The following is a 15301-nucleotide window of genomic DNA, read 5'->3' as shown; positions in this document are numbered from 1 at the left end:
GAAGGCCGCCCAGGACGCGAAGATGCCGCACTGCCCGAGCGCCCAAGGCACAGGAACGCAAGGACGCCCGCGACACGAAGGCCGCCCAGGACGCGAGGATGCCGGGGACGCGAGGGGCCGGGGCGCGAAGGACGCCCGCGAGGCGAAGGCGCCCGGGACGCTGGGTGCTCCGGTCCGGGGGCGGATGGCAGACTCTCCCCGTGCCGCTCACCTTCGACGACCTCGTTCACCGCGCCCGGGCCCTCCCGCGGGGCGGCCGGCGCGCGATCCTCGGTATCGCGGGCAGCCCCGGCTCCGGCAAGTCGACGCTCGCCGAGCACCTGGTGCGGGAGCTGAACGGCACCGGCGACCCCTGGGTCGCGCACGTCCCCATGGACGGCTTCCACCTCGCCGACGCCGAACTGGAGCGCCTCGGCCGCCGGGACCGCAAGGGCGCCCCCGACACGTTCGACGCGGCCGGCTACGCGGCCCTGCTGCGGCGGCTGCGCGACGAGCCCGGCGACGACGTCGTCTACGCCCCGGGCTTCGAACGTGTCCTGGAGCAGCCGGTCGCGGGCGCGATCCCGGTGCCGGCGACGGCCCGTCTGGTCATCACCGAGGGCAACTACCTGCTCCTGGACACCGGCGCCTGGAGCCGTGTCCGTCCCCTCCTCGACGAGGTGTGGTTCTGCGAGCCGCCCGAGCACGAGCGCACCCGCCGGCTGGTCGCCCGGCACGAGCGGTTCGGCAAGACGCACGAGGAGGCGGTGGCCTGGGTGTCCCGCTCGGACGCGCGCAATGCCGAGCTGGTGGCCGCGACCCGGGGGCGGGCGGACCTGGTCGTCCCGGAGCCGGCGCTGCCTCGCGTGCAGGCGTGGCCGGGGCGGGGCGAGGCATGATCTCGCCATGATCAGACACGCCACCCCGGACGACATCCCCGAGATACGGGCGATGATCCGTGAACTCGCCGCCTACGAGAGGGCCGCCGAGCAGGCCCGGGCGACCGAGGAGCAGCTGCGCGAGGCCCTGTTCGGTGCGTATCCGGCCGCCCACGCGCTCATCGCCGAGGACGACGACACGGGTGGGACCGTGGGCTTCGTCCTGTGGTTCCCGCGCTTCTCGACCTGGACGGGCACGCGCGGCATGCACCTGGAGGACCTTTACGTACGGCCGCAGGCGCGCGGCACGGGGCACGGCAAGGCCCTCCTCGCGGCCCTCGCCGCGACCTGCCGGCGCACCGGCTACGACCGCTTCGAGTGGTGGTTCCTGGCCTGGAACACGCCGACCATCGACTTCTACACGTCGCTCGGGGTGGAACTGCTGGACGAGTGGAAGGTGTGCCGGCTCAGCGGCGAGCCCCTCGGGGAACTCGCCGCTCAGGCACCGCGGGTCGCGGACCCGGCCGGCGAGGGGTGAGCCGTTCTCAGGCGGACAGCGTCAGTTCCGGTTCCCCGCTCGCGTCGCCTGCGGCCTCGCCGATCACCGCCGTGAACGCCTCGGTGCGGACCCGGAGGGCCGTCCCGACGCGCGCGAAGACCGGCGTGAAGGCGTCGGCGCCCGGGCCGTAGCGGACGGCGAAGACGTGCAGGTCCTCGGGGGCGCCGGGGGCCGGCTGCGCCTCCAGGGCCGTCGAGGCGACCAGGTGGCTCCAGCCCTCGTCGGGGTTGCCGTAACCGCGGGGGTCGGCGGCCAGCGCGAAGGCGGCCTGTTCCTGGGTGACGGGCGCGCGGGCGTCGAAGTGGTGCGGATCGTCCGGGGTGGGGTGGGTCAGGCGCAGATCCCCCGCCGATGTCACCCGGGGCTCGGCGGTCCTGCGGACCCGGTCGCCGTCGTCGGCGGCGTAGGGCAGACCGGCCAGCAGGTACGGCGTGCCGGGGAGGCGTTCGACCGCGACCGTCATCCACAGGGTTGTGCCGTCGGTGACGTACAGGGACTGGACATGGCGGAGGACATGGTCGCGGCCGACCACCGGTTTCGTGACCAGCTTCGCCCTCAGGCCCTGTGCCACCACGTCCCGCACGCGGACCTCGCCCATCGGGCGGCTCAGCAGGAACCCGTCGGTCACCGGCCCGAAGCCGTGCTGGCGCTGGACGGCGGCGGGCAGGTAGTAGACGCCCGCGGCCTCCACCAGCGAGGGGGTCATGCGGGTGTCGAAGGCCACCGACACCGTGCCCGCGCGCAGTTGGTGGCGGACCGGCGTCGTCGACGGGGTGCGGTGCCAGCGCGTGGTGTCCTGGATCTGCCAGACCAGCATCCACGCGAAGTGGCCGTCGACGCCGCCGTCATCCTTGCGGGCGTGCCGGGCCCAGCGGCTGTCGCCCCGGTAACGGCCCAGGTCGGAGCCGATGCGGGCGCCGAAGTAGCGCAGGCCCAGCACCGATTCGAACGCGGAGTGCTGCTCGCTGTAGCGGGGGCCGCCGTTGTCGAAGCCGCCGCAGGTGAGGCGGGCGTCGAGGTAGCGGGCGAGCGCCTCGCCGTCCTCGGCGAACTTCTCCTCACCGCTGACCCGGTGGGCCTGGGCCAGGAAGGACAGGGAGATCGGACCGTAGTTGTTGTCATAGGCACCGCCGTGCTCGGACGGCAGCAGCGCGCCCCGGTCGGCGACCCGGTGGGCGCGGATCTCGTCCTCGTACAGCCGCAGGGCCTCGCGCCGCACCGAGTCGCCGTCCTGCGGGGAGGGCAGGTGCCGGGCCAGCATCAGGCCGGCGACGACACAGCCGATCGCCTGGTTGCCGGCCTCCTGCGGGTTGAAGAACGTGGCCTCCGTCAGCCAGCGCCAGTAGCCGTGCGCCACCTCGACGAGCCGGGTGCGCTGCCACTCGTCGACGAGGCCGTCGGCGGTGTCCAGGACGTTGACCGCCTGAAGCAGCGCCCACACCGTGCTCGGCCAGTCACCGATGGGGTGGGCGCCGGATGCCAGGGTGTAACGGGCGTACGGCAGGCCGGAGTCGCGCACCCGCAGATTGGGGTAGCCGGGGTTGTCCTCGGTGTAGACCCGTTCGTCCAGGTGGAAGGCGAGGCTGCGGCGCACCGCGTCCGGCAGCCGGGCGTCCTTGCCGCGCTGCCAGGCCAGGGCCAGCAGGGAGGTGATGCCGAGGGACGTATCGCCGATGTCGTCGACGCAGTCGGGGTGCTCGAGGTTGCCCTCCGGCGTCATGCGGGCCAAGGCCTGCTCGGTGACGTCGGCGAGGACGGCGTCGTACGCCTCCGGGGTGTCCGGGAGGTCGTGCAACGGGCCGCGCTGGTGAGGGAGGTGCACGGGTGGATCAGCCCTTCATGCCTGGGACGGCCATGCCGCGGGCACGGTCAGTCCTTCAGTCCGGCGTTGATGTCGGCGTTCATGACGTAACGCTGGAACACCAGGAAGACGACGATCAGCGGGATCATGGAGATGACCGATCCGCCGAGCACCACCGACCAGTTGATGTTCTGCGCCCCGACGAGGCTCTGGATGCCGATCTGCACGGTGAACTTGTCGGGGTCGTTGAGCATCAGCAGCGGCCAGATGTAGTCGTTCCACCGCCACTGGAACGACAGGATGGCGAGCGTCAGCATGATGGGCCGGGAGATCGGCACCATGATCCGCAGGAAGATCGACAGTTCGCGGGCACCGTCGATGCGAGCGGCCTCGATGAGCTCGTCGGGGACCGTCAGGAAGAACTGGCGGAACATGAAGCACCCGGTCGCGGTGAGCACGGCCGGAAGGATGATGCCGGCGAGCGAGTTGTAGAGGCCGAGGTCACGGACCACCAGGAACTGCGGGGCGAGCATGACCTCGGAGGGCAGCATCGTGGTGGCCAGAATGCCCACGAAGAAGACCTTGAGCCACCTGTTGTCGTACTTGGCCAGCGCGTACCCGGTGCAGCAGCTGACTCCCACCGTGAGGATCGTCGCGATCACACACACGATGGCCGTGTTGACGAAGTATCCGGAGAAGTTGGCGCTGTCCCACGCCGCCTTGTAACCCGACAGGGTGGGGTCGTGCGGAAGCAGCGTCAGCGGAAGGGAGAACAGGTCTCCCGCCGGTTTGAAGGAGCTGAGGACGAACCACAGCACCGGCAGCCCGTAGAGGGCCGCCAGGACCCACAGCAGTGTCGTCGCGGGCACCGCGCGCCGAAGCCCGCCGCCGGCCGTGCCGCGGGGCCGCTTCTTGCCGACAGCCCGTCCGGCCTTGGTGTCGACGGGGCGTGGCATGTCTGTGGTTGTCATCGGTTCTCCACCCGCCGGTTGACGACCAGCTGGATGATCGCGACGGCCATCAGGATGAGCATGAGGACGAACGACGCGGCGCTCGCGTAGCCGATCTGGCCCGATTTGAAGCCGGTCTGGTAGATGTACTGAACAAGCAGGTTGTTCGACGTTCCGGGTCCGCCGTTGTTGAGGGCGGCGAACAGCGGATATTCCTTCATCGCGTGGATCGTGTTCAGCAGGATGACGATGAAGGAAGTGGGCGCGATGCTCGGCAGGGTGATGCTGACGAACTGGCGCCACGGACCGGCGCCGTCGAGCGATGCCGCCTCGTAGTACGACACCGGTACGTTCTTGATCGCCGCGATGAACAGCAGCATCGAGAAGCCCGTCCAGGCCCAGGACGCCGCCACCACCACCACCAGCAGCGACAGGTCCGCGTTCGACTGCCACGGAACGGCACTTCCGCCGAGCTTCTCGATGAGGTAGTTGACCAGTCCGAAGTTCTCACCGAACAGCCACCGCCACAGGACACCCACGACGATGGGCGACAGAAGCCACGGGATGAAGAAGAAGACGCGGGCGACCGACACCCCCTTGGCGTGCCTGCTCACCAGCACGTTGGCGATGAGCAGCGAGAACACGAAGTTCAGCGGGACGAAGAGCACGGTGTACAGCAGCGTCCGGGTCAGCGCGTCGAAGAAGGTGGAGTCCCCGAACAAGTGCTGGTAGTTGTCCAGTCCGATGAACTGGAACGCCCCCACGCCCGTGTAGTTCGTGAAGGAGTAGACGAACCCGATCACCGCCGGCCAGACGAAGAACAGCGCGAAGAGCACGACGTTGGCCGCGATGAGGACGAGCGGCGCGACGGTGTACTTGCTGCGTCTCCTGGGCGGGCTCGCGGACACGTCCGGGGCGCGTTTTGTCATCTTCCTGACTCCGTGCTGGTGGAATGGGTTCCTGTGGGCTCAGGCCATGAGCCCGGCATCGCGTGGGTCCCGAGGCCGGGCGGCGGTGTCTCGACCCGCCGCCCGGGCCTGTCGGCCTGCGCTCAGCCGCCGACCTGCTGGTTGTAGCCGGCCACGATGTTGTCCAGCGCCTTGTCGACCGACTGCTGGCCGTTGATCGCCTTGCCGAGCTCCGTCTTGGTCGGGTCCTCGGTGAGGCTCTTGCCCTTCAGCACCCAGTTCGTCTGCGCGGTGTTGAAGTAGCCGGAGATCGGGGCGTACAGCGGGATCGACTCGTTGTACAGCTTGAACGCCGCCTGCGCCGCCTCGGACTTGAAGGGGTACTTCGGGTTCAGGCCGCTCTCGACGGGCAGGAACCCGGACGCCTCGCACAGCGCCTGGTAGTGGGCCGGCTCGTACAGCCAGGACAGGAACTTCGTCGCGGCGGCGGCCGCGTCACCGTTGTTGTTGAAGCCCACCGTCATGCCGCCGCTGTTGACGTCGCTGGCCTGCACCGGCTCGGCGGGCGTCGGGACGCTCGCCCACTCGAACTTCTTGATGCTCTCCGCGAAGGCGGGAACCTGCCACACGCCGGACCAGTAGGCGACCACGTCACCGCTCTGGAACATGGCCGACGGGTCGGCGCCGCTGGTCCACACCGACTTCGGCATGGTCTTGTCGTCGTTCATCTCGACGAAGCGCTTCACGGCCTTCTTGGTCGCGGCGTCCACCGAGAACGTGCCGGAGGAGTCCGCGTGGACGTACTTCCCTCCGAGCTCGTACACCATGGCGCGGAGCCGGGAGGGCGACTGGTCGAACGTGAGGGAGTACTTGGCGCCGGTCTTCTCCCGGACCTTGTCCGCCGCCTTGACGAATTCGGTCCAGGTCCAGGTCTTCTGGGGCGAGGACGGGAAGGAGACGCCGGCCTTCTCGAAGAGCGACTTGTTGATGAACAGGCCGGACGCGGTGACGTCCGAGGGGATGGACAGCACCTTCCCGGACGAGTCCTTGGCGATGAAGTTCTTGTTGATCTTGTTGTTCTTGTTGTTGGCGATGGAGCCGAGGTCGATCAGCTTGTTCGCCCAGATCGGGTCCAGCTTCGGCACGGCCGCCACGTCGGGCAGGGAGTTCGCCTGCGCGGCGTTGCGCAGCTTCGCGTCGTAGCCGTCATAGGGGATGTTGACGAGCTTGACCGTGACGCCGGTTTCCTTCTTGTACTGCGCCACCATCTTCTTCCAGCCCGCGTCCTGCCCCGGAACCGTGGAGATCCAGAACGTCAGCGACTTGGAGGTCCCACCCGAGCCGGAGTCCGACCCACCACAGGCGGAGAGCAGGAGGGCACCTGCCGTTGCCACGGCAGCGAGGGGAACAACGCGGCGTATGCCGCCGCGGCCGAGCCGGCGCGAGCGCCGCACACCCAGACTGGTCATCTTCAATCCCTTTTCGTCGTAGCGGAAGAAGCACGGCGCCAGCCGAGGCGGCACAGGTGCGTTTCGCGGGAGATTTCGCTTTCCGGGGGCACGGCCTCGCCCGGCCGCGTCGTCCTGACGGGTGGGGTCCCCGGCCATGACGGCCGACGTCGCACAAGCACGCCCTCGTGCGGCTGCCGTACTTCGCGTACGAGCGGGAGGCTCACCCGGAGTCGGCGTCCCGGCCAACTCAGAAAGCGCTTGTCCGGACATTGGCAGACCGATGGCGCAGCCGTCAATGCTTCGCCCGCACAGCTCCGGTCACGGTTTGAATTCCATGGGCGACGGCGAGCCTGCCGGCGCCCGCCACGGTGCCGGTGTCGCCCACCACACTGCTGACCACCTCGGTGGGCCAGCTCAGGCGGGCCAGCTCGGCCCGCACTCCCGGCAGGAGCTGCGGGTCCGCGCCGGTGTCACCGCCGAGGACGATCAGGCCGGGGTCCAGCACGGCGGCGACGGCGGCGGCCAGCCGGCCCACGTCGGCGGCGTGCGCGTCGACCACCGACCGGGCCATGGCGTGCCCCTGCCCGGCCAGGGCGAGGAGCCGCTCGGCGGTGCGCGGGCGGGGCCCGTCGGCCTCCTGCCAGGCATCGGCCGCCCGGCGCAGCAGCGTGCGCGAGCCCATGCGCTGCTCCAGGCCCTCATGGCGCGGGGCGCGGCTCTCGTCCCAGGGGTAGGGCAGGCGGGCCACCTCACCGGCGGCGCCGTTCGCCCCCCGCAGCACCCGGCCGCCGATGACGACGGCGAGACCGATGCCGACGCCGATGCGCAGGTAGCCGAAGGTGTCACGGCCGACGGCGGCGCCTTCGTGCAGTTCGGCGAGGGCGGCGCAGTTGACGTTGTTCTCCAGGTGGACGGGCACACCCTCGGGCAGTGCGACGGCCATGGCGTCGAAGGCCGGGCCGGCCTTGGCGGTCGCGGGGCGCTCCCCGGCACCCTCGTCGTCCCGGGTGGTGACGTCGCCGACGGCCACGACGACGGCCCGCAGCGGGGCCCCGGCGGGCAGCGCGTCGAGCACCCCGGCGACGGTGCCCGCCGCCTCGGATCGGGATCCGGTGCCCTCGGCGAGCAGCGTGCCGTCCAGCGCGCACCCGCGCACCCGCGTCTTGGCGGGCCCCAGATCGACCGCGAGCACGGCCCCGGCGGCCGGGCCGAGCCGGTAGACGGCGGCGCTGCGGCCGGTGCCGCCGGAGGCCCGCCCGGAGTGAGCGGCGAGCTCAGCGGCCTCGAGCTCGGCCACGGCGGTGGAGACGGTCGGCTTGGAAAGACCCGCACCGGCCGCCAGCTGGGGGCGGGTGGCCGTCCCCGTCCCCGCCAGTACGTCGAACACCACACGGGCACTCTCACTCAGGTGCATGGTCTCCCCAGGTCGTGCTGCGGCCGAGCAGGCGGCCGCGAAGGTCGCGCGGCACCGGGAATTCCGTGCCTCTTGACGCGCACCCTACTTCGTTAGTTAACTTCCTAACGAACTTCACGGTACTCGCCTGCCGTGTTCGACAGAAGCCCGTCCCGGGGCTTCCCGACCTCTTCAACTGCCGTGGTCCGACGGGTGGTTCGCCTGCCGCTCGCCGTGTCCGCGCAACGACGAAAGAGGACCCGTGCAGGACTCCACGCCTTACGCGGTCGGTATAGACGTGGGCGGCACCAAGACGCATCTGCGCGCCTTCGCGGACGGCGAGGACCTCGTCGACCGCGTCCGCAGCAGTAACGGATGGCGGCCGCACGACTCCGGGGCCGCCGCCGACTGGCTGGCCGCTCTGCTCACCGACGCCCTGCCTCCCGGCGTACGGCCGTCCGCGCTCGCCGTGGGCGGCCACGCCTGTGAGACACCACGCCAGTGCGCGGGGATCCGGGCCGCGCTTCAGGACAGGCTGGGGGTCCCCGCCCTGGTCGTGGGCGACGCCGAGCTGCTCGTCCCCGCCGCGGGGCTGGACCAGGGCGTCGGCCTGGTCGCCGGCACCGGTTCGGTCGCCGTGGGGCGACGGTCCGACGGTGCTCCGGTCCAGGTCGGCGGCTGGGGCGCGGTACTCGGCGACGAGGGCGGCGCGGCCGGCCTGGTCCGCGAGGCCGCACGGGCCGTCTGGGCCGCACACGACCGCGGGGAGGAGTCCGACGCCCTGGCGACCGGGCTGGTCGCCGCGTTCGGGGTGGCCGAGGTGCCCGCGCTCGGAGCCGCCCTGGAGGCCGCCGCGGACGTGTCCGCGGAGTGGGGCCGCCGCTCCCCCGCCGTGTTCGCCGCCGCAGCGGCGGGCTCACCGCTCGCCCGGGCCGTGATCGCCGAGGGCGGACGGGCGCTCGCCGGGCTGGTCGTACGGCTGGCCGCACGCGGCGTCCGGGTGGACGACGTGGTGGTGGCGGGCGGCACCGTGCTCGCCCAGCCCGCCCTGTACGAGGCGTTCACCGCCGCGCTCGCCGAGTCCCTGCCCGGGGCCCGGCCGCAGCCGTTGCGCGTGCCGCCGGTCGAGGGCGCGCTGGCCCTGGCCCGTTCGCTTCTGTGAGCCGGCCGCCGCCGTTCACCATCCGGACACGGCCTGGTGGCCGAACCCTCGCCGAAGGGCCACCGCACGGCCGTAGATCTTCGCTCGTACGCAACAGGTGCCACAGAAACCACCGGACGCACCAAAAGCAGCACATGCAGCACCACCCGGCCGCACGGCCGAAGCTCCGTCGCTCCACGCCATGACACCTTCCTCGCAGAATCGCAGAGAGGCACACCCATGCCGTCATCAGCCGGGCACCGCTCCCCCGCCGCCACCGTCGACAGGCGGGGCTTCCTCAGGACCTCCCTCGGCGCCTCGGCGGGCCTGCTCGCCGCACCCACCGCCGTGTCGTGGCTCGGCGCGGCGGACGCCAAGGCCGCCACGGGCTTCGCCGCGTTCGTCGACGACTACAAGTCGAACGTCGTCACGAACCAGAGCCCCGAGACCAACGCCGTCGTCCGGATCCTGGGCGGCATGGCGAAGGTGTGGAAGACCGGCGACGCCTGGGACACCGGCCGGGTCCTGGACCGCGAGGTGCTGCGCGCCAACATGCGCTACTGCGCCCGCATCACCCAGGCCCGCACCGAGGCGCAGGCGAAGGAGGCCTTCCTCTACGACCGTCAGCACCAGAGCTACGCCATGATCGGCGGTCTCGGCCCGCTGGCCGGGCTGTACAAGGCGGGCGCCAAGGCGGTCACGTCGATCACCACCGCCCCGGACGGCACGCCCCCCGGGAAGATCAGCGACACCCTGCCCGCCGACGCCCCGGCCGGGTCCGCGCTCGGGGCCGGCTCGTACGACTCGGACCTCGGCCGGGTGGCCAGGCTGGTGGACACCGTGCGCGGGCCGTTCGCCTCGAGCAACCCGGCCAAGTACACCTTCCAGTACCCGCGCCCGTGGCGGATGAACGAGGACAGCGAGGTCGTCGACACCGGCAGGAAGGACGCCCTCGGCTACCCGGTGTACGACTCGGACGTGGTCGTCGCCCCGCAGTTGCTGCGCCAGCGCTCCGAGAACGCGGCGGAGGACGGCGGTTTCCCCAGCGGCCACACCAACGCCTTCCACCTGGCCGGTCTGGCCCTGGCGTACGCGGTGCCCGAGCGGTTCCAGGAGCTCGTGACGCGGGCGTTCGAGCTCAGCCACACCCGGATCATGGCGGGCATGCACTCCACCGTCGACGTCATCGGCGGCCGGATCATGGCCACCGCCCTGACCGCCGCGGCGCTGGCGGACCCGGCGAACGCGGAGCTCAAGGCCGCGGCCCGCGCCCAGGCCCTCGCCTATTTCACGCAGCGGACCGGTACGACGGCGGACACGCTGTACGACCACGCCCACCCGGGCGCCGGGGACGCCTACGCCGACCGCGAGGCCAACGCCCGTGCGGTCGAGTCCCGGTTGACGTACGTCCTGCCGCGCCGCGGCCGCAAGGACCCGCTCACCACCGTGCCCCAGGGCGCGGAGGTGCTGCTGGAGACACGGCTGCCGTACCTGACCGCGGCCCAGCGGCGCGAGGTGCTGCGGACGACCGCGCTGCCCTCCGGGTACGTCCTGCTGGACGGCTTCGAGCAGTGGGGCCGGCTCAACCTGTTCGCCGCGGCGGACGGTTACGGCGCCTTCGACCGGGACGTCATCGTGACGCTGGACGCGGCGGCCGGGGGCTTCCACGCGGCCGACAGCTGGCGCAACGACATCGAGGGAGACGGCGGGCTGACCAAGCGCGGCACGGGCACGCTCACGCTCGCGGGCCACAACCGCTACCGCGGCGGGACCGCCGTCGAGGCCGGCACACTGGTCGCCGCCTCGCCGAACGCCCTGGGAGAGGGCGACGTCCGGGTCACGGGCGGCACCCTGCGCGCGGACAAGGTACTGCGGGTGCGCGGCTCGTACGTCCAGGAGTGCGAGTCCACGCTGGAGTTGCCGCTGCGCCGGAACCACGGCCCGGCGCTCAGGGTGGGCCGGCGGGTCCTGCTGGGCCGGGGCAGTGTGCTGTCGCTGCGGCTGGACGCCGAGCGGCCGCCGGTCGTGGGGACCACCGTCCCGGTGCTGTCCGCTTCGCGGGTGCGCGGCCGGTTCGACCGTGTGGAGCTGGACTCGCGGACGCTGCGGGCCGTGCCCGTCCACACCGCTGACGGTCTGTCGGTACGACTCGTGAGGCGGTAGCGCTTTCCACGGCGGGGGCTGATGCAGAGTGGGTCCATGAGGGACCTCTGGATCGCTCCCGCCGTTCCCCGGCCCGTGTCGCCCTCACCCCCTGCCCGCCCCGCGCGCCGGCCCGCCGGACGGTGGCCGGTGCCGCTCCTGGTGGCCCTGCTGCTCGCCCAGATGGCCTTCGCGATGGTCACGACCGCCGTGCGGCAGACCCCGACGATCGACGAACCGGTGTACGTGGGCGCCGCCGCGCAGTACGTGCGCGAACACCGGCTGCGACACAACCCCGAGCATCCCCCGCTGGGCAAGCTGGTCATCGGCGCGGGCGTCGCCCTCGCGGATCCGAAGGCCGGCCCTGATGTCGCGGGGGACCAGGGGGAGGCGGGCCGGCGGCTGCTGTACGAGTCGGGCAACGACCCCTGGCGGCTGATGCTGTGGGCCCGCCTTCCGGTGATCGCGCTGACTCTGTCGTTCGGGCTGGTGGTGTTCGCCTTCGCCCGGGAACTGGCCGGGCTCGCCGGGGGGTCTGCCGCACTGGCGCTGTACTGCTTCTCCCCCGACGTCATCGCCCACGGCTCGCTCGCCACGCTGGACGTGCCGGCCGCCGGGTTCGTCCTGACGTCGGCGTGGCTGCTGTGGCGGGCGCGCCGGAGGCCACGGCTGTATGTGCCGCTCGCGGGAGTGGCGTTGGGTGCCGCGCTGGCCACGAAGATGAGTGCGTTGCCCGCTGTGCCGGTGCTGATGGTGCTCGCCGGGGTGTCGGCGTGGCACGCGTCCGCGGGAGGCCGGCGACTTCCGCGGGCGGTCGCCGCCGCGGGCCTGGTGGCCCTGGCCGCGATCGCGCTCGTGTGGGCCACGTATCTGGTGGTCGATCCGCGGTTGCGCTGGACTCCGGAGCAGCATGTGCCGGTGGTGCGCGGACTGCGGGGACTGCTGGTCGGATCGATGCCGTTTCCGGAGGCCTACCGCGACGGGATGCGCGTGCAGTTCGGTCTGGAGAACCGGCCCTGGCAGGGCTTTCTGTTCGGGCGGCGCTACGACGGCTCACTCTGGTACTACCTGCCGGCCGCGCTGCTGGTGAAGACCCCGCTGGGGGTGCTCGCGCTGTGGGCCGGGGGCGTCGGAGCCGTCGTCGCGGTCCGGCGGCTGCGGCCCGCCGCACCGTACGTGCTGGCGGCTCCGCTGGTGCTGCTGGTGGCGGCCATGCAGGCGGCGCGGGACCTGGGGACCCGGTACGCCGTGTTCCTGCCGCTGTTCCTGGCGGTCGCTGCGGGCTGCGCGCTGGTGGTGCGACGGCGGTGGGTGTCCGTGGGAGTGGCCGTGCTGGTGGCGTTCGCCGCCGTCAGTTCGGTGCGGGCGTACCCCTACTATCTGCCGTACTCCAACGAGGCGTTCGGGGGGCCGGGCAGGACCCGGGAGTGGTTGCACGACTCGAACGTGGACTGGGGGCAGGATCTGGGGCGGCTCGCGGAACGGCTCCGCGACCGGTACCCGGGTGAGCGGGTCTGGCTCGTGTACAAGGGCAGCGGGGTGCCGTCCTTCTACGGCATCCGCGCCTCGGACCCCCTGCGGGTGCCGGCGCGTGAGGTGCGGGGGCTGCTGGTCGTGTCCGATTCCGCCGCCGCGAAGGCCACGGGACGGCTGGCCGGGTTGCTCCGCGGCAGCCGCCCCGTCGACGACGTCGGGCACTCGATCACGGTCTATCGCCGGTGAGTGCGCGAGGAACGCGTGGATCAGTGGGTCGCGTGGAAGAACCCGTCCGCGCTGACATACCGCATGACCCGGCCTGCCACCCGGTAACGGCCGTTGGGCACGTCGGCGCACCTCGCCACGTGGACCGCCAGCGGCCCGGCGAACTCGTAGCCGCGGCGTTCGGCGTGGCGGGACAGGCTGTCGGTGAGGACCTGACCCACGTCCGTGCCGGCGCGGGTCAGGCAGTCGTGCACGTCGTCGGGCAGTTCCACGTCGTAGGCGTTGGGGACCATGACGCGGCCCTCACCGCACACGACGGCGTTGTCGTCGCACTCGCGTCGCAGCGCGCCGAGGATCTCGACCGGTTCCTTGTCCACGAGCCGCGCCCACAGCGCGTCCCATCGGTTCTCCAGGGCCTGTTCCAGCGCGCTCAGCGCACCCATGCCGTCTCTCCTGCCGGAAACGTCGTCGGTCGGATCGGGATGCCGGGGATGCCCTACCGGTCGTCGTAGTCACCAGGGCGGACCTCGGCCTCCTCCAGGGCCTCGCGCATCGTGCGGCCGGTCCCGCCCTGCGCCCGGGAACGGTCCTCGTCGCGGTGTTCCAGCAGCTCGTCGGTGGTCTCCGTCTTGGGACGGTTCTCCTCGGGGACGGTCATTCGGTGACTCCTCTCGTGATCGTGTGCGGCGGCGGGTTCCCGCCCGGCGTACGGGTAACCCCGTGCGGGGCGGCTCATGCGCCCGGAAGAAGCCCTGGTCACCACGGTCCGTGAGCTATGTTGAACGTCCGTGGGAGACGAAGGAGGCGCACCGGTGCCATCGCCGCAGCAGGCACGCGCACAGGCATCCGCGATCACCTCGGGGAAGGCCGCCCCCGAAGCGGAGGTCTCCCCGTCCGCCCAGCTCCGGGCCCTGTTCGACCGGCCCCGGCTGTCCCCCGGGCAGCGGCGTATCGCGCAGTACCTGATCGAGCACATCACCGAGGCGGCGTTCCTGTCGATCACGGATCTCGCGGACCGGGTCGGTGTCAGCCAGCCCTCGGTGACGCGGTTCGCCTCGGCGGTCGGCTTCAGTGGATACCCGGCACTGCGGGAGAAGCTCCAGTCGATCGCGCTGGGCACCCTCGCCGTCGGTGCGGCCGACGAGAACCGGGGCAACGAACTGCAGGCGGCCGTCGACGCCGAGATGGAGAACCTGGAGAATCTGCGGCGCGACCTCGCCGACCCGAACGTGGTCATCGACGTCGGCCGCAAGCTCTCCTCGTCGGCCCCCCTGACGGTCCTCGGCCTGCGCATCTCCGTTTCCCTGGCGGAGTACTTCGCCTACGCCGCCCGCCGGATCCATCCGGACGTCCGGCTGGTGACGCGGGGCGGCAGCGTCGCCTACGACGCGCTGCTGCAATCGCGTGAGGCGGGCGGTACATGGGTGCTGGCGTTCTCCATGCCCCGGCACGCCCAGGAGACCCTGACGGCCGTGCGGGTCGCGCGGGGCGCCGGGCTCAAGGTGGCCTTGATCACCGACCTGGCGCTCGGGCCGCTCGCGGACGAGGCGGACGTCGTCTTCGCCCTGGGAACCGGTTCGCGACTGGTCTTCGACTCCTACGCGGCTCCGGGCGTGATGTGCTCGGCGCTGCTGCAGGCCATGACGGACGCGGATCCGGAGCGGACGCAGGCCCGGCTGGAGGAGTACGAGCAGGTCGCCGACCAGCACCAGTTCTTCCTCCGGGACTGAGGGGCACGCCGCCGATCCCACAGGGGACCATACGCAACAAAGCGCGCATGAATGTTTTCATGCTCCTTGCAAACCGATTGGCATATATAAATACTGCTCACGGATCGCGACCCGGTCGTCCCGGATCCGTTCCGCACCCGTGGAGCCGGGTCCTACCCACTCCGGCGTCCCGGGTGTTCGTGGCGGCCCCGGTCATCCCCTAGGCCGGGGCCGCCCCGACTCGTCGTCCACCCTCGCGACGCCGCACACCCGAGAGCGATGATCATGCCCCTGACGACCACGCGCATCAGCCCTGACTGGCCCTGCCAGGTCAAGATGCCAGGCAGCTACGACTGGGAGCGCTCGGCGGCCAAGTGGCTGCGCGAGCTGGTGCCCACGCGCTACGCCGGATACCCGGTGTTCATCCGGCACCCCGTCCTCCTCGCGCGGCATGCCCAGATCCAGGTCCAGCAGGAGATCCGGGTCGCCCGCACCGCCCTCCAGACCGCCCGCGCCGACCTGCCCGGACTCGGCCTGCACGAGGGCGTCATCGAGCACACGATCAAGCTGTACGCGGCCGAGGTCATGCAGCTCCAGCACATCGCGCGCAGCGTCCGGGCGGTCACCCAGGCCCTGGTGGAGGCCAACCGCCAGCCCTGAGCGCGCGGGCATGACCCGCCCGTCGCGCG

14 protein-coding genes are annotated in these 15301 nt (G+C 71.6%); 7 read left to right on the top strand and 7 right to left on the bottom strand.

All coding sequences use genetic code 11. The annotated features are described in order from the left end of the window. Positions 1-200 precede the first annotated feature (200 nt). Positions 201-878 carry a nucleoside/nucleotide kinase family protein gene (locus ABTX62_RS29565; RefSeq protein WP_352119038.1) on the top strand — a complete coding sequence of 226 codons (678 nt, stop codon included), beginning with the start codon at positions 201-203 and terminating at the stop codon, positions 876-878. A gap of 7 nt (positions 879-885) precedes the next feature. Beyond that, the gene (locus tag ABTX62_RS29560) at positions 886-1395 is read left to right on the top strand and encodes a GNAT family N-acetyltransferase (RefSeq protein ID WP_352119037.1); all 510 of its coding nucleotides are present in this window, start codon (positions 886-888) and stop codon (positions 1393-1395) included. Positions 1396-1402: 7 nt separating this feature from the next. Here the strand turns inward: ABTX62_RS29560 and ABTX62_RS29555 are convergent, their stop codons facing one another. From ABTX62_RS29555 to ABTX62_RS29535, 5 genes are all read right to left on the bottom strand, one after another. Then, on the bottom strand, positions 1403-3238 hold the full coding sequence (locus ABTX62_RS29555) for a hypothetical protein (protein WP_352119036.1): 1836 nt from the start codon (positions 3236-3238) through the stop codon (positions 1403-1405). Between the two features lie 47 nt (positions 3239-3285). Next, positions 3286-4188 carry a carbohydrate ABC transporter permease gene (locus tag ABTX62_RS29550; protein WP_352119035.1) on the bottom strand — a complete coding sequence of 301 codons (903 nt, stop codon included), beginning with the start codon at positions 4186-4188 and terminating at the stop codon, positions 3286-3288. Then, positions 4185-5096 carry a carbohydrate ABC transporter permease gene (locus ABTX62_RS29545; RefSeq protein ID WP_352119034.1) on the bottom strand — a complete coding sequence of 304 codons (912 nt, stop codon included), beginning with the start codon at positions 5094-5096 and terminating at the stop codon, positions 4185-4187. The genes ABTX62_RS29550 and ABTX62_RS29545 overlap by 4 nt, the downstream gene beginning before the upstream one ends. A gap of 122 nt (positions 5097-5218) precedes the next feature. Beyond that, entirely contained in the window at positions 5219-6544 is a 1326-nt protein-coding gene (locus ABTX62_RS29540) for an ABC transporter substrate-binding protein (RefSeq protein WP_352119033.1), read from the bottom strand. 274 nt (positions 6545-6818) lie between these two features. After that, on the bottom strand, positions 6819-7940 hold the full coding sequence (locus ABTX62_RS29535; protein ID WP_352119032.1) for an ROK family protein: 1122 nt from the start codon (positions 7938-7940) through the stop codon (positions 6819-6821). 241 nt (positions 7941-8181) lie between these two features. Between ABTX62_RS29535 and ABTX62_RS29530 the strand changes: the two genes are divergently transcribed. The 3 genes from ABTX62_RS29530 to ABTX62_RS29520 all read left to right on the top strand — a co-directional run bounded on the left by ABTX62_RS29530 (position 8182) and on the right by ABTX62_RS29520 (position 12924). Further along, positions 8182-9081, top strand: coding sequence for an N-acetylglucosamine kinase (locus ABTX62_RS29530; RefSeq protein ID WP_352119031.1), 900 nt, complete (start codon positions 8182-8184; stop codon positions 9079-9081). A 219-nt stretch (positions 9082-9300) separates the two neighbouring features. Continuing rightward, positions 9301-11223 carry a phosphatase PAP2 family protein gene (locus ABTX62_RS29525; protein WP_352119030.1) on the top strand — a complete coding sequence of 641 codons (1923 nt, stop codon included), beginning with the start codon at positions 9301-9303 and terminating at the stop codon, positions 11221-11223. A 36-nt stretch (positions 11224-11259) separates the two neighbouring features. Continuing rightward, a complete protein-coding gene (locus ABTX62_RS29520) occupies positions 11260-12924 on the top strand; it encodes a phospholipid carrier-dependent glycosyltransferase (RefSeq protein WP_502998031.1) in 1665 nt (554 codons plus the stop codon). 20 nt (positions 12925-12944) lie between these two features. On the opposite strand, the gene ABTX62_RS29515 is transcribed toward ABTX62_RS29520, so the two are convergent. Further along, entirely contained in the window at positions 12945-13346 is a 402-nt protein-coding gene (locus tag ABTX62_RS29515) for a DUF3662 domain-containing protein (protein WP_352119029.1), read from the bottom strand. A 53-nt stretch (positions 13347-13399) separates the two neighbouring features. Then, positions 13400-13561 (bottom strand): hypothetical protein, encoded by a 162-nt coding sequence (locus tag ABTX62_RS29510; protein ID WP_352119028.1) that lies wholly within the window; start codon positions 13559-13561, stop codon positions 13400-13402. A 154-nt stretch (positions 13562-13715) separates the two neighbouring features. Here ABTX62_RS29510 and ABTX62_RS29505 point away from each other — a divergent pair, with 154 nt between their 5' ends. Together ABTX62_RS29505 and ABTX62_RS29500 are read left to right on the top strand one after the other, a co-directional pair. Beyond that, positions 13716-14633: a MurR/RpiR family transcriptional regulator gene (locus tag ABTX62_RS29505; protein WP_352119027.1), complete on the top strand. Its 918-nt coding sequence runs from the start codon at positions 13716-13718 to the stop codon at positions 14631-14633. Between the two features lie 258 nt (positions 14634-14891). Further along, on the top strand, positions 14892-15272 hold the full coding sequence (locus tag ABTX62_RS29500) for a hypothetical protein (protein ID WP_352119026.1): 381 nt from the start codon (positions 14892-14894) through the stop codon (positions 15270-15272). Positions 15273-15301 lie beyond the last annotated feature (29 nt).

Origin of the sequence: Streptomyces sp. NPDC096046 (assembly GCF_040303285.1) — a bacterium.
Taxonomy (GTDB): domain Bacteria; phylum Actinomycetota; class Actinomycetes; order Streptomycetales; family Streptomycetaceae; genus Streptomyces.
The sequence above is the reverse complement of the archived record's forward strand: the minus strand, read 5'-3'. Positions and strand labels throughout refer to the sequence as shown.

Excerpts from the sequence above, each read along its gene's own strand:
- ABTX62_RS29500 (WP_352119026.1), top strand. The coding sequence starts at position 14,892 with ATGATCATGCCCCTGACGACCACGCGCATCAGCCCTGACTGGCCCTGC.
- ABTX62_RS29545 (WP_352119034.1), bottom strand. The coding sequence starts at position 5,096 with ATGACAAAACGCGCCCCGGACGTGTCCGCGAGCCCGCCCAGGAGACGC.
- ABTX62_RS29535 (WP_352119032.1), bottom strand. The coding sequence starts at position 7,940 with ATGCACCTGAGTGAGAGTGCCCGTGTGGTGTTCGACGTACTGGCGGGG.
- ABTX62_RS29525 (WP_352119030.1), top strand. The coding sequence starts at position 9,301 with ATGCCGTCATCAGCCGGGCACCGCTCCCCCGCCGCCACCGTCGACAGG.
- ABTX62_RS29550 (WP_352119035.1), bottom strand. The coding sequence starts at position 4,188 with ATGACAACCACAGACATGCCACGCCCCGTCGACACCAAGGCCGGACGG.
- ABTX62_RS29515 (WP_352119029.1), bottom strand. The coding sequence starts at position 13,346 with ATGGGTGCGCTGAGCGCGCTGGAACAGGCCCTGGAGAACCGATGGGAC.
- ABTX62_RS29520 (WP_502998031.1), top strand. The coding sequence starts at position 11,260 with ATGAGGGACCTCTGGATCGCTCCCGCCGTTCCCCGGCCCGTGTCGCCC.
- ABTX62_RS29540 (WP_352119033.1), bottom strand. The coding sequence starts at position 6,544 with ATGACCAGTCTGGGTGTGCGGCGCTCGCGCCGGCTCGGCCGCGGCGGC.
- ABTX62_RS29560 (WP_352119037.1), top strand. The coding sequence starts at position 886 with ATGATCAGACACGCCACCCCGGACGACATCCCCGAGATACGGGCGATG.
- ABTX62_RS29510 (WP_352119028.1), bottom strand. The coding sequence starts at position 13,561 with ATGACCGTCCCCGAGGAGAACCGTCCCAAGACGGAGACCACCGACGAG.